This is a genomic window from Streptomyces sp. NPDC052299 (genome assembly GCF_040679335.1).
GTDB lineage: Bacteria > Actinomycetota > Actinomycetes > Streptomycetales > Streptomycetaceae > Streptomyces.
Map to the genome: position 1 here is coordinate 172,867 of NZ_JBFAUP010000001.1, position 12,295 is coordinate 185,161.

12 protein-coding genes are annotated in these 12,295 nt (G+C 69.1%); 5 read left to right on the plus strand and 7 right to left on the minus strand.

The genetic code is table 11. From position 1 onward, the window contains the following. Window positions 1-1,164 carry a winged helix DNA-binding domain-containing protein gene (locus AB0L33_RS00780; protein ID WP_365676932.1) on the plus strand — a complete coding sequence of 388 codons (1,164 nt, stop codon included), beginning with the start codon at window positions 1-3 and terminating at the stop codon, window positions 1,162-1,164. A gap of 63 nt (window positions 1,165-1,227) precedes the next feature. On the opposite strand, the gene AB0L33_RS00785 is transcribed toward AB0L33_RS00780, so the two are convergent. Together AB0L33_RS00785 and dnaB are read right to left on the minus strand one after the other, a co-directional pair. Beyond that, window positions 1,228-2,610, minus strand: a complete 1,383-nt coding sequence (locus AB0L33_RS00785; protein WP_365676933.1) for a serine hydrolase domain-containing protein — start codon at window positions 2,608-2,610, stop codon at window positions 1,228-1,230. A gap of 58 nt (window positions 2,611-2,668) precedes the next feature. After that, entirely contained in the window at window positions 2,669-4,147 is a 1,479-nt protein-coding gene (gene dnaB / locus AB0L33_RS00790) for a replicative DNA helicase (RefSeq protein ID WP_365676934.1), read from the minus strand. 459 nt (window positions 4,148-4,606) lie between these two features. Between dnaB and AB0L33_RS00795 the strand changes: the two genes are divergently transcribed. Then, window positions 4,607-5,944 (plus strand): MATE family efflux transporter, encoded by a 1,338-nt coding sequence (locus AB0L33_RS00795; RefSeq protein ID WP_365676936.1) that lies wholly within the window; start codon window positions 4,607-4,609, stop codon window positions 5,942-5,944. A gap of 88 nt (window positions 5,945-6,032) precedes the next feature. On the opposite strand, the gene rplI is transcribed toward AB0L33_RS00795, so the two are convergent. From rplI to rpsF, 4 genes are all read right to left on the minus strand, one after another. Next, window positions 6,033-6,479, minus strand: coding sequence for a 50S ribosomal protein L9 (gene rplI / locus AB0L33_RS00800; RefSeq protein ID WP_143617560.1), 447 nt, complete (start codon window positions 6,477-6,479; stop codon window positions 6,033-6,035). Window positions 6,480-6,497: 18 nt separating this feature from the next. Continuing rightward, window positions 6,498-6,734 (minus strand): 30S ribosomal protein S18, encoded by a 237-nt coding sequence (gene rpsR / locus AB0L33_RS00805; protein WP_003967857.1) that lies wholly within the window; start codon window positions 6,732-6,734, stop codon window positions 6,498-6,500. 43 nt (window positions 6,735-6,777) lie between these two features. Beyond that, window positions 6,778-7,374, minus strand: coding sequence for a single-stranded DNA-binding protein (locus AB0L33_RS00810; protein ID WP_018522065.1), 597 nt, complete (start codon window positions 7,372-7,374; stop codon window positions 6,778-6,780). Between the two features lie 72 nt (window positions 7,375-7,446). Further along, on the minus strand, window positions 7,447-7,737 hold the full coding sequence (rpsF, locus tag AB0L33_RS00815) for a 30S ribosomal protein S6 (RefSeq protein WP_018101872.1): 291 nt from the start codon (window positions 7,735-7,737) through the stop codon (window positions 7,447-7,449). A 277-nt stretch (window positions 7,738-8,014) separates the two neighbouring features. Here rpsF and AB0L33_RS00820 point away from each other — a divergent pair, with 277 nt between their 5' ends. From AB0L33_RS00820 to AB0L33_RS00830, 3 genes are all read left to right on the plus strand, one after another. Beyond that, window positions 8,015-8,329, plus strand: a complete 315-nt coding sequence (locus AB0L33_RS00820) for a hypothetical protein (RefSeq protein ID WP_265543054.1) — start codon at window positions 8,015-8,017, stop codon at window positions 8,327-8,329. 162 nt (window positions 8,330-8,491) lie between these two features. After that, window positions 8,492-9,610, plus strand: coding sequence for a peptidoglycan bridge formation glycyltransferase FemA/FemB family protein (locus AB0L33_RS00825; RefSeq protein WP_361028414.1), 1,119 nt, complete (start codon window positions 8,492-8,494; stop codon window positions 9,608-9,610). A gap of 106 nt (window positions 9,611-9,716) precedes the next feature. Beyond that, window positions 9,717-10,748, plus strand: a complete 1,032-nt coding sequence (locus tag AB0L33_RS00830; RefSeq protein WP_365676938.1) for an alanine racemase — start codon at window positions 9,717-9,719, stop codon at window positions 10,746-10,748. A 22-nt stretch (window positions 10,749-10,770) separates the two neighbouring features. Here AB0L33_RS00830 and AB0L33_RS00835 read toward each other — a convergent pair whose 3' ends face one another. Further along, window positions 10,771-12,273 (minus strand): glycosyltransferase 87 family protein, encoded by a 1,503-nt coding sequence (locus AB0L33_RS00835; RefSeq protein WP_365676939.1) that lies wholly within the window; start codon window positions 12,271-12,273, stop codon window positions 10,771-10,773. Window positions 12,274-12,295: the final 22 nt, after the last annotated feature.

Sequence of the window (12,295 nt, forward strand, 5' to 3'; positions counted from 1 at the left end):
GTGCAACGTATCAGTGACGAACAGCGCCGTATCCGTATCGTCCGCCGCCATCTGCTGGCCCCGGGGGAACGGGCGGCATCGCCCGTCGATGTGGCGAACGCCGTCGTCGCACTCCACGCGACCGACGCGGCCACCGTCTTCCTCTCGGCCTGCGCCAGGCTCGCCGAGCCGGACATCGCCGCTGTGGAGCAGTGTCTCTACGACGACATCTCGCTGGTCCGGATGCTCTCCATGCGCAACACCCTCTTCGTCATGTCGGACGAGTTGGCCCCTTACGTCGAGGCTGCGAACGCACGCGCCGTGGCCGCCAAGGAGCGCCGCAACCTGCTCAAGCACCTCCACGAGGACGGCAACGGCCTGGACGAGCGCTGGCTCGATGAGACCGAGAGGAGCGCCCTCGCATTCCTGGAAGGCAGCGGTCCGGTCTCAGGCACCCAACTCGCTGCCGGCGTGCCCGCCCTTCGCACAAAGATCACCGTCTTCCCGGGAAAGAAGCAAGAGACGGTCCAGGGCGTCGCCACCCGGGTGATCCGGGTGCTGGCCGCCGAGGGCAGGATCCGCAGGGACCGGCCGCGGGGCTCCTGGACCTCCAGCCAGTTCCGGTGGGCCCTGTCCCGCCCCCGGCCGGTGGAGGAGACCGCTCCGGCCCAGGCGGAGCTGGCCCTGCGCTGGCTCCGGGCGTACGGCCCCGGCACCGAGGCGGACCTGAAGTGGTGGACCGGCTGGGGAACGCGCGAGGTGCGTACCGCTCTCGCGGCGGTCGGAGCCGTGGAGGTGCGGCTCGACGGCGGGGCACCGGCCTGGGTCGCCCCTGAAGACACGGAGCCCCAGCCCGCCCAGGCCCCCTGCGCGGCCCTGCTGCCTGCTCTCGACCCGAGTGGCATGGGCTGGGCGGATCGCGGCTTCCATCTGCCGACCGAGCACCGGGCGGCCCTCTTCGATCGCTCGGGCAACATCGGCCCCACGGTGTGGTGGGACGGCCGGATCGTGGGCGGCTGGGCGCAGCGAGACGACGGTGAGCTCACCTGGCGGCTGCTGACCGATCCCGGCCGGGAGGCCACGGCAGCGATCGAGGCCGAGGCGGACCGGCTGGCGGGCTGGGTGGGGGAAGCCCGGATCACCCCGCGCTTCCGGACCCCGCTGGAGCGGGAGTTGACGGCCTGAGCAGCGGTGCTGCCCGTTTCACGTGAAACGGGCAGCACCGGTTCTGAGCGCGTCCGGCTTCCCTCAGTCCCCCAGGCCGCGCCACCCCTCCTTGTCCACACCGCCGGGTACCGCAGCGGCGGGGTCGTACGGCTCACGCGTGAACACGAAGGACCCCAGATCGAGGTGGTTCACGCTGCCGTCCGCGTTCCGCACGATCCGCAACGTCTCTCCTGCGTAGTAACCGTCCAGGCCGACCCAGGTGCCGTCCGGGCGGGCGGAGAAACGGGCACCGCGACCCTGGCCGTTCACCGGCCGCAGCTCCAGCCCGCGATCGGCGGTCAGCGTCAGAACGTTGGGGCGCGTGGCCCAGTACCACGGCCCCGTCAGGGCAAGAAGCTCCGCGTCCACCTCGGGCAGCGGGCGCCACGGCTCGGGGATGCGGGGCTCGGCCTCGACGACGATGTCCACGAGGTCGGCGGCCACCTCACCGATCGCGACCCCCGACGTCGCGTTGACGAGCACCACGGCCGTCACGTCGTCCTCGGCGCTGACCCAGAGGGCGGCCAGGAAACCGGGAAGCGAGCCCGTATGCCCGATGAGGGTACGGCCCTTGCGCCGGACCAGTTGCAGCCCCAGGCCGTAGTGATCGACCCACTCACCGGGGGCGGGGGCGGCCGACGGCTGCTTCATCTCGTCCACGGAAGCCGCGGCGAGCACTCGGTCGTCACCCTCGGCGAGAAAGGCCGCGAAGCGGAGCAGGTCCGCGGTCGTGGACCAGAGCTGTCCGGCAGGCGCCATCAGGCCCAGGTCCTCCGCCGGTTCGGGAAGCAGGGCGTCCGCCCAGGGGTGCACCGCCCAGCCACCGGCGTGCGGAGCCTGGGGAAGCGAACTCGTCCGGTGCATCCCGAGCGGTTCGAGCACCTCGCGGCGCAGCACTTCCTCCCACGCAGCCCCGCGCAGGGCCTCGACCAGCGAACCGAGCAGCGTGTAGCCGGGATTGGAGTAGTGATGCCGGGTGCCGGGCGGATGCATCCCGACCTGCTCATCGAGCACGTCAGCGAGGGTGGGCCGCACGCTGCCGGGGGTCCGCTCCCACCAGGGCGCGGTCGTTTCGGCTCCGAGCCCCGCGCTGTGGCCGAGCAGCTGATAAATGGTCACGTCCGCCGCACCGGTGCCCGGCAGGTGCTTCTCCAGCGGATCCGCCAGGTCGAGCAGCCCTTCGTCACGCAGCCGCATCACCAGAACGGCGGTAAAGGTCTTGGTGAGTGACCCGATTCTGAACTGCGTGTCGGAGTCCGGAGCGTGACCGTCGACGCAGCTGCGCGAACCCTCCCAGACCACCTGCCCCTGCCGTTGCACGGCGGCGACGAGAGAGGGAGTACGGCCTTCGGCCTGAGCCGTGGCCACGCGGTGGAGCAAGGCTCGCCGGGTACCGGGAAGCAACTGTTCAGCTGGAGAAGTCATCGTCAACAACTACCGCCTGCACCGGCGTGTGGCGACCGCATTTCCCCGTCGGCGCCGGTCAGGTCTGCGCCATGTCCACGAAGCGGGAGTAGTGCCCCTGGAACGCGACGGTGATCGTCGCCGTGGGGCCGTTTCGGTGCTTGGCCACGATCAGGTCAGCCTCGCCGGCGCGCGGCGACTCCTTCTCGTACGCGTCCTCACGGTGCAGCAGGATGACCATGTCGGCGTCCTGCTCGATGGAGCCGGACTCACGGAGGTCGGAGACCATCGGCTTCTTGTCCGTGCGCTGCTCGGGGCCACGGTTCAGCTGGGAGAGCGCGATGACCGGGAGCTGCAGTTCCTTGGCCAGGAGCTTGAGGTTTCGCGACATGTCGGAGACCTCCTGCTGACGGCTCTCGGCGCGCTTCGAGCCGCCGGACTGCATCAGCTGGAGATAGTCGATGACCACCAATTTGAGATCGTTGCGCTGCTTGAGGCGACGGCACTTCGCCCGGATCTCCATCATGGAGAGGTTGGGGGAGTCGTCGATGTAGAGCGGAGCCGCGGAGACGTCCGGCATCCGCCGGGCCAGCCGCGTCCAGTCCTCGTCGGTCATCGTGCCGGAACGCATGTGGTGCAGGGCCACGCGTGCTTCGGCGGACAGCAGACGCATCGCGATCTCGTTCCGCCCCATTTCCAGGGAGAAGATCACGCTGGGCATATTGCTCTTGATCGAGCAGGCACGGGCGAAGTCCAGGGCCAGGGTCGACTTACCCATGGCGGGGCGGGCCGCGATGACGACCATCTGGCCCGGGTGCAGACCGTTGGTCAGGGCGTCGAGGTCGGTGAACCCGGTGGGCACGCCCGTCATTTCGCCGCTGCGCGAACCGATCGCCTCGATCTCGTCCAGGGCGCCTTCCATGATGTCGCCCAGCGGCAGATAGTCCTCGCTGGTCCGCTGCTCGGTGACGGCGTAGATCTCCGCCTGGGCCGAGTTCACGATGTCATCGACATCGCCGTCGGCCGCGTATCCCATCTGCGTGATCTTCGTACCGGCTTCCACGAGCCGCCGCAGGACGGCGCGTTCGTGGACGATCTCCGCGTAGTACGAGGCGTTGGCCGCCGTGGGCACCGACTGGACCAAGGTGTGCAGATAGGGCGCCCCACCCACCTTGGTGATCTCGCCACGCTTGACCAGCTCGGCGGCCACGGTGATCGGGTCGGCGGGCTCACCCTTGGCATAGAGGTCGAGGATCGCCTGATAGACGGTCTCGTGCGCGGGGCGGTAGAAGTCGTGCCCCTTGATGATCTCCACGACGTCGGCGATGGCGTCCTTGGACAGGAGCATGCCGCCGAGCACGGACTGTTCCGCGTCCAGGTCCTGGGGCGGCACCCGCTCGAAGCCGGCCGTGCCGCCCTCCCAGTCGGTGGACTCACGGCCGCGGTCGTGGCGGTCGCCCCGGTCCCGGTCCTCACCCCGGCGCTGGCGGGAGACGGGCAGCCGGTCACTGGGGCCGGTCTCCGCCCAAGGGTCGTCCAAGGGTTCGGGAATGCTCATCCGGCCACCTCCTCCCGTCCGCTCCGCGGACTTAGCCGTGCTCCTCTTTCTTACGGCACGGCACCGACAAACAAGACCCCCGACTCCGGTTCCGGTGTGTCGAGTTCTGCGGTCTCGCAGAGCCGAAACGGGGTGGGGGCGCCGGACTACGGTAGGCGGCTCGGGACCGTCAGCCAATCTGGTTATCCACAGGCCCTGTGGACGAGCGGGCAGATGCTGTGGAGAACCCCCCGGAACCTGTGCACGGACCAGGGGACAGCACTGTGGACAAACTCATAGGGCCCCTGCACATACCCCTGTGACCTGGCGTTTTCCCGTCCACCGGCTGTGGGGGAGAAAAAGTTGGACGGTCGGGGCGACTTCATCGTGCGTCCGGTGCAAGAGTTGCCCACAAGCAAGCAAATGTAAGGACCCACGACTGATTGCATCTCTTACCTGTGGAAGATTAGATTGGCTGCCATGATCCAGCCGCAGGGAACCCCGTCTTCCCACCGCCGACGCCACGACCGCGAGATCATCGCGCTCGCCGTCCCGGCCTTCGGCGCGCTCGTGGCCGAGCCGCTTTTCGTGATGGTCGACAGCGCCATCGTCGGCCACCTCGGCACCCCTCAGCTGGCGGGCCTGGCGGTGGCCGCCGCCCTGCTGACTACAGCGGTGAGCATCTTCGTCTTCCTCGCGTACGCCACCACGGCAGCGGTCGCCCGTCGGGTGGGCGCCGGAGATCTTGCCTCCGCGATCCGTCAGGGCATGGACGGCATCTGGCTGGCGCTCCTCCTTGGTGTTGCTGTCATCGCCCTGACGCTCCCCCTCGCCCCCTGGCTCACCGATGTCTTCGGGGCCTCCTCCACAGCGGCACCCCACGCCATCACCTATCTCCGGATCTCCAGCCTCGGCATCCCCGCGATGCTGGTGGTGATGGCCGCGACCGGGGTGCTCAGGGGCCTCCAGGACACCCGCACCCCGCTCTACGTCGCCATCGGCGGCTTCGCCGCCAACGCGGCCCTCAACGCCGGCCTCGTCTATGGCGCCGGTCTGGGCATCGCCGGCTCGGCCTGGGGCACCGTCGTCGCCCAGTTCGCGATGGCGGCCGCGTACCTGGTCGTCGTCGTACGGGGCGCCCGCCGCCACGGGGCGTCACTGCGCCCCGACGCCGCGGGCATCAAGGCCTGCGCGCAGGCGGGTGCACCCCTACTGGTCCGAACGCTTTCGCTGCGGGCTGTCCTGCTCATCGCCACGGCGGTCGCCGCCCGGCTCGGCGACACCGACATCGCCGCCCATCAGATCATCCTTTCCCTGTGGAGCCTGATGGCCTTCGCCCTCGACGCCATCGCCATCGCCGGGCAGGCCATCATCGGGCGCTACCTGGGTGCGGACGATGCGCAGGGCGCACGCGAAGCGTGCCGCCGGATGGTGGAGTGGGGCATCGCGTCCGGTGTGGTGCTGGGCGTGCTCATCGTCCTGGCCCGCCCGCTGTTCGTCCCACTGTTCACCAGCGACACGGCGGTTCAGAACGCCCTGCTGCCTGCCCTTCTGGTCGTGGCGGCCACCCAGCCGGTCGCCGGTGTCGTCTTCGTTCTCGACGGTGTACTGATGGGCGCCGGCGACGGACCGTACCTGGCCTGGGCCATGCTCGTGACGCTGGCCGTCTTCGCCCCCGTAGCCCTCCTGGTTCCCACGCTGGGTGGCGGGCTCGGCGCCCTGTGGGGCGCGATGGCGCTGATGATGATCGTGCGGATGGCGACGCTCTGGCTCCGTACCCGCTCCGGAAAGTGGCTTGTCACCGGCGCGACCCGCTGACCGACTCGCCGTGTTTCACGTGAAACGGCGAAGGGCCGCAACCCCGGAGGGGTGCGGCCCTTCACTGTTCTGCTGAGGTGCGGCCCGATCAGGCAGCAACGACCTCGACGCCGAGCTTCGCAGCGACCTCGGGGTGCAGACGCACGGAGACCTGGTGCCCGCCGAGCGTCTTGATCGGCGAGCCCAGCTCGACGCGACGCTTGTCGACGTCCGGACCACCGGCGGCCTTGATCGCCGAGGCGATGTCGGCCGGGGTGACGGAACCGAAGAGGCGGCCGGCGTCGCCGGAGCGAACGGCCAGACGGACCTTCACGGCCTCCAGCTTGGCCTTGACCTCGTTGGCCTGCTCGATCGTGGCGATCTCGTGGATCTTGCGGGCGCGGCGGATCTGCGCCACGTCCTTCTCGCCACCCTTGGTCCAGCGGATGGCGAAGCCACGCGGAACCAGGTAGTTACGGGCGTACCCGTCCTTGACGTCCACGACGTCGCCCGCAGCACCGAGGCCGGTGACCTCGTGGGTGAGGATGATCTTCATGTTTCGGTCACCCTTCCCTTATCGCGCGGTGGACGTGTAGGGCAGCAGCGCCATCTCACGGCTGTTCTTGACTGCCGTGGCGACGTCACGCTGGTGCTGCGTGCAGTTGCCGGTGACGCGGCGGGCACGGATCTTGCCGCGGTCGGAAATGAACTTCCGCAGCATGTTCGTGTCCTTGTAGTCCACGTACTGGGTCTTGTCCTTGCAGAACGCGCAGACCTTCTTCTTAGGCTTGCGCACAGGCGGCTTCGCCATGGTGTTTCTCCTGTGTGATCAAGAAGTGGGAGTACGAGCTTCCCTAGAAGGGGGGCTCGTCCGAGTAGCCGCCGCCGGAGCCGCCGGAGCTTCCGCCCCAACCGCCTCCGCCTTGCTGGCCCCCGCCCTGGCCGCCGGCCGGAGCGCTCGTGGCCCACGGGTCGTCGGCGGGAGCACCGCCACCACCCTGCTGGCCACCACCGGGACCGCCGCCCCAGTTACCGCCACCCTGCTGGCCGCCGCCGTATCCACCCTGGCCGCCCTGGCCACCGCGACCGGTGGTCTTGGTGACCTTGGCAGTGGCGTTCTTGAGGCTGGGGCCGACTTCCTCGACATCCAGCTCGTAGACCGTGCGCTTGACGCCCTCGCGGTCTTCGTAAGACCGCTGCTTCAGCCGGCCCTGCACGACAACGCGCATGCCTCGCGTGAGCGACTCGGCGACGTTCTCCGCCGCCTGCCGCCAGACCGAGCAGGTGAGGAACAGGCCTTCGCCGTCCTTCCACTCATTGGTCTGCCGGTCGAAGATGCGGGGAGTGGACGCGACACGGAACTTCGCGACCGCCGCACCGGACGGGGTGAAGCGCAGCTCGGGGTCGTCGACGAGATTGCCGACGACCGTGATGACGGTCTCGCCTGCCATGGGTGAACCTCTCGGCGGGGATTTCTTGGCTGCTTGCTGCTACTCGGACCCGATGACCACTGAGCTGAAAGCTCAGTGAATCTCGGGACGGAGGACCTTGGTCCGGAGGACCGACTCGTTCAGGTTCATCTGGCGGTCGAGCTCCTTGACGACCGCAGGCTCGGCCTGCAGGTCGATGACCGAGTAGATGCCCTCGGGCTTCTTCTTGATCTCGTAAGCGAGACGACGACGGCCCCAGGTGTCGACCTTCTCAACCTTTCCTTCGCCCTCACGGACGACGGAGAGGAAGTTCTCGATCAGCGGGGAGACTGCTCGCTCCTCGAGATCGGGGTCGAGGATGACCATCACCTCGTAGTGACGCATGTGGAACCCACCTCCTTTGGACTCAGCGGCCACGGTCGTTCCGTGGCAGGAGGGTCGTGATGCGTTGAGCAACGGTGCCCGAGTAAAACAGCCCCCACTGACAGTGCCCTCGGTGAGGAGGGGCGGTCCGTGCTGGCCTGGGCAGACACCGGTGCAGACCGACCAGAGTACCCGCAGACCGCCTTCCGGTTGAAATCCAGTGGTCAGGGGACGCAATCTGTACACATCGGGTGTGAGCGGCGCCACGAAGCGCCGCATGTCGGCCAGGAGGTACTCCATGGCACACGTAACGCGGACCCGCCCCTCCGTCTCCCTCTTCGCCACGGACGGCAGGCCCCATCCGCTGCAGGACGCGCTCGTGGTGGTCACGCTCGTCCTCGGCGCCCTCGCCTTCATCTCGGCGATGTTCCACAACCTGCACCTGCTCAGTTCGTGGGCGGGCCTCATCGGGATCCTCACGGGGGCGTACGGCCAGTACATCTCCGTCACCACGCGCGAGAGGTTCCCACTGATCATCGGCATGGGCGCGTCCGCCCTGGGATTCTTCCTCGGCATGGCCCACGGCGGGCTCTTCGGCGGCGTGATCGGCTGACCTCTCGGGTCCGGCCCGGGCGGCTCCGTCACCGGACGGGGCCGCCCCCGCACGCGTCCAGGTACATGGGGCCAGACCGCTCCCCGCACGGCCACAGTAGGCTTCGGCGCGAGAGCCGGAGCCCCTGACCGATGGGGACACACCTGCCGAGGAGCGCCCCGCATGAGCCTGACCCTGAGGACCATCAGCCGAGAGCAGCATCTGGCGTACATCCAGAGCCTGCCCGCGGCCAGCCACATGCAGGTTCCGGCATGGGCGGACGTGAAGGCCGAATGGCGCTCCGAGAGCCTGGGCTGGTTCGACAAGACCGGTCAGCTCGTCGGTGCCGGCCTGGTGCTCTACCGGCAGCTCCCCAAGATCAAGCGCTACCTGGCCTACCTGCCCGAGGGCCCGGTCATCAACTGGTACGCCCCGAACCTGAGCGACTGGCTGCAGCCGATGCTGGCGCACCTCAAGCAGCAGGGCGCCTTCTCGGTCAAGATGGGCCCGCCGGTCGTCATCCGCCGCTGGGACGCGGCAGCCATCAAGGCCGGCATCCAGGACCCGGACGTGAAGCGCCTGCGCGACGTCGAGGCCACGCACATCGAGCCGCGCGCCTTCGAGGTCGCCGACCGCCTGCGGAAGATGGGCTGGCAGCAGGGCGAGGACGGCGGCGCCGGCTTCGGTGACGTACAGCCCCGCTACGTCTTCCAGGTGCCGCTGGCGAACCGCTCGCTGGAGGATGTCCACAAGGGCTTCAACCAGCTCTGGCGGCGCAACATCAAGAAGGCCGAGAAGGCCGGCGTCGAGGTGGTCCAGGGCAGCTACGCGGAGCTCTCCGAATGGCAGCGGCTGTACGAGATCACGGCGGAGCGCGACCGCTTCCGCCCGCGCCCGCTCGGCTACTTCCAGCGCATGTGGACGGCCCTCAACAGCGAGGACCCGAACCGGATGCGCCTCTACTTCGCCCGGCACGAGGGCGAGAACGTCGCGGCGGCGACCATGCTGATCGTCGGCGGGCACGTCTGGTACTCGTACGGCGCCTCGGCCAACCACAAGCGCGAGGTCCGCCCCTCGAACGCGATGCAGTGGCGGATGCTGCGCGACGCGTACGCCATGGGCGCCACGGTCTACGACCTGCGGGGCATCTCCGACTCGCTGGACGAGACCGACCACCTCTTCGGCCTGATCCAGTTCAAGGTCGGCACCGGCGGGCAGGCTGCGGAGTACCTCGGCGAGTGGGACTTCCCGCTCAACAAGCTGCTGCACAAGGCGCTCGACATCTACATGTCGCGCCGCTGATCCGGGCCCCACAGCTGACGAAACCGGCTTCATTGGTTTCAATGGGGCCTGAACACGCTTCTCCTCCCTGATCCACCGCAGCCACCAGAAGGGTTCCGGACCGGCCATGGCGCTCTCCCTGTACGTCGACACCGCGCGCTGGCGGGCGCACCAGAAATCCGTGATCGACCAGTTCCCCGGCATCGTGCCGGTCTGCAAGGGCAACGGATACGGCTTCGGTCACGAGCGGCTGGCCGACGAGGCGATCCGCTTCGGGTCCGACATCCTCGCGGTCGGGACCACCTACGAGGCGGCTCGCATCAAGGACTGGTTCAGCGGTGACCTGCTGGTCCTCACGCCGTTCCGGCGCGGTGAGGAACCGGTGCCGCTGCCCGATCGGGTCGTACGGTCCGTGTCCTCCGTGGACGGGGTGCACGCCCTGGTGGGCGCCCGGGTCGTCATCGAGTGCATGAGCTCCATGAAGCGCCACGGCGTCAAGGAGGAGGAGCTCGGTCAGCTGCACGCGGCCATCGAGGACGTACGCCTCGAAGGCTTCGCCCTCCACCTGCCGCTGGACCGTACCGACGGGTCGGACGCGGTCGAGGAGGTCATCGCGTGGATGGACCGCCTGCGGGCGGCCCGGCTTCCGCTGCACACGATGTTCGTCAGCCACCTGCGCTCCGACGAGCTCGCCCGGCTGCAGCAGCAGTTTCCGCAGACCCGGTTCCGTGCCCGCATCGGCACCCGGCTCTGGCTCGGGGACCACGAGGCGACGGAGTACCGGGGCGCCGTGCTCGACGTCACCCGCGTCGTCAAGGGCGACCGGTTCGGCTACCGGCAGCAGAAGGCCGCTTCCGACGGCTGGCTGGTCGTCGTCGCCGGCGGCACCTCGCACGGCGTGGGCCTGGAGGCTCCGAAGGCCCTGCATGGTGTGATGCCGCGCGCCAAGGGCGTCGCCCGGGCCGGCCTGGCCACCGTGAACCGGAATCTGTCCCCGTTCGTCTGGGCGGGCAAGCAGCGCTGGTTCGCCGAACCGCCGCACATGCAGGTGTCGATCCTGTTCGTGCCCTCGGACGCCCAGGAGCCCCGGGTGGGCGACGAGCTGGTGGCCCACCTGCGCCACACGACCACGCAGTACGACCGCATCGTCGAACGCTGAGCCCGCGCGCCGCCCGCCCCGCTCAGTCGGCGGCGGGCGTGCCGGCCGTACCCCATTCCACCCGCGGCCCGGACGCCACGGGCAACGCCTCCCGGCGTGCGGCACCCGTCTCGACCAGACGGGACAGTACGAACACGTCCTCGGCCCCGTCGAGCACCCCGCCCGACGGATCGTCCGAGCCGTCGCGCCGCACCCCGTCGCGTTCCGGCATCACGATGTCCCGTACGACTACGGCGCACAGGTAGAGCGTGCCCAGCAGGTGCAGCACGATCGCCAGCTGGTAGCCCTCGGTCGGCAGCCCCTGGTGCTTGTCGCCGCTCGTCGTGTACGCGAGGTACAACCAGATCCCGAGGAAGTACAGGACCTCGCACGTCTGCCAGATCAGGAAGTCCCGCCAGCGGGGCCTGGCGAGGGCGGCGAGGGGGATCAGCCACAGGACGTACTGCGGTGAGTAGACCTTGTTGACGAGGATGAACACCGCGACGACGAGGAATGCGAGCTGCGCGAAACGCGGCCGGCGCGGTGCCGTGAGGGTCAGGACGCCGATCGCGGCGCACAGCACGATGGTGGTCACCGTCGAGACGGTGTTGACCGTGCCGACGTCGATGGACTCACCGGTGCGCTGCGTGATGACCAGCCAGAACGACCCGAAGTCGATGCCGCGTTCTTCGCTGAAGGTGTAGAACTTCTTCCACCCCTCGGGGGCGAAGACCATGACCGGCAGGTTGACCACCAGCCAGGAGCCGGCCGCTCCCAGCAACGCCGACCCGAACTCCCGCCACTTCCCCGCCCGCCAGCACAGGACCAACGCGGGCCCCAGCAGCAGCACGGGGTAGAGCTTCGCCGCCGTCGCAAGGCCGATCAGGATGCCGAACGCCAGCGGCCGGCTCCGGGACCACATGAGCATCGCCCCGGCCGTGAGCGCCACGGCCAGCAGGTCCCAGTTGATCGTGGCGGTGAGCGCGAAGGCGGGCGCGAGCGCGACCAGCAGACCGTCCCAGGGGCGCCGCCGGTGCGTGCGGGCGACACAGACGGCGATCACGGCGGTGCAGATCATCAGCATCCCGGCGTTGACCAGCCAGTACGCCTGCTCCTGCTCCTGGATGGAGCCGCCCGGTGTCAGCCATGCCGCGATCTGCATGAAGACCCCGGTGAGGACCGGGTACTCCAGGAACTGCATGTCCCCGGGCAGCCGGTCGAAGTACGGCACCAGGCCGTCGGCGAAGCCGCGCCCCGAGTACAGGTGCGGAATGTCCGAGTAGCACGCGTGGGTGTACTGGGAGCCGGCGCCCCTGAACCACGCCCAGTTGTAGCAGGGAAGCTTCTGCACCATGCCGAGCGCGAACATCCCGATGGCCACCAGGGCGACCGCCCCTACCGGTGTGAGGGCGGCGCTCCCGAGCCGCGACCAGCGGCCCGACCTCCCGCCGATCAGCTCGCTCCCGGCGGCCGCGACCTCGTCCCGGTGCGTGGGCCGTACGAGGGGCCGTTCCTGGTGCACGCTCGTTTCCTCTGCGCTTGGCATGCCGCACATCCTGCCGTACGCC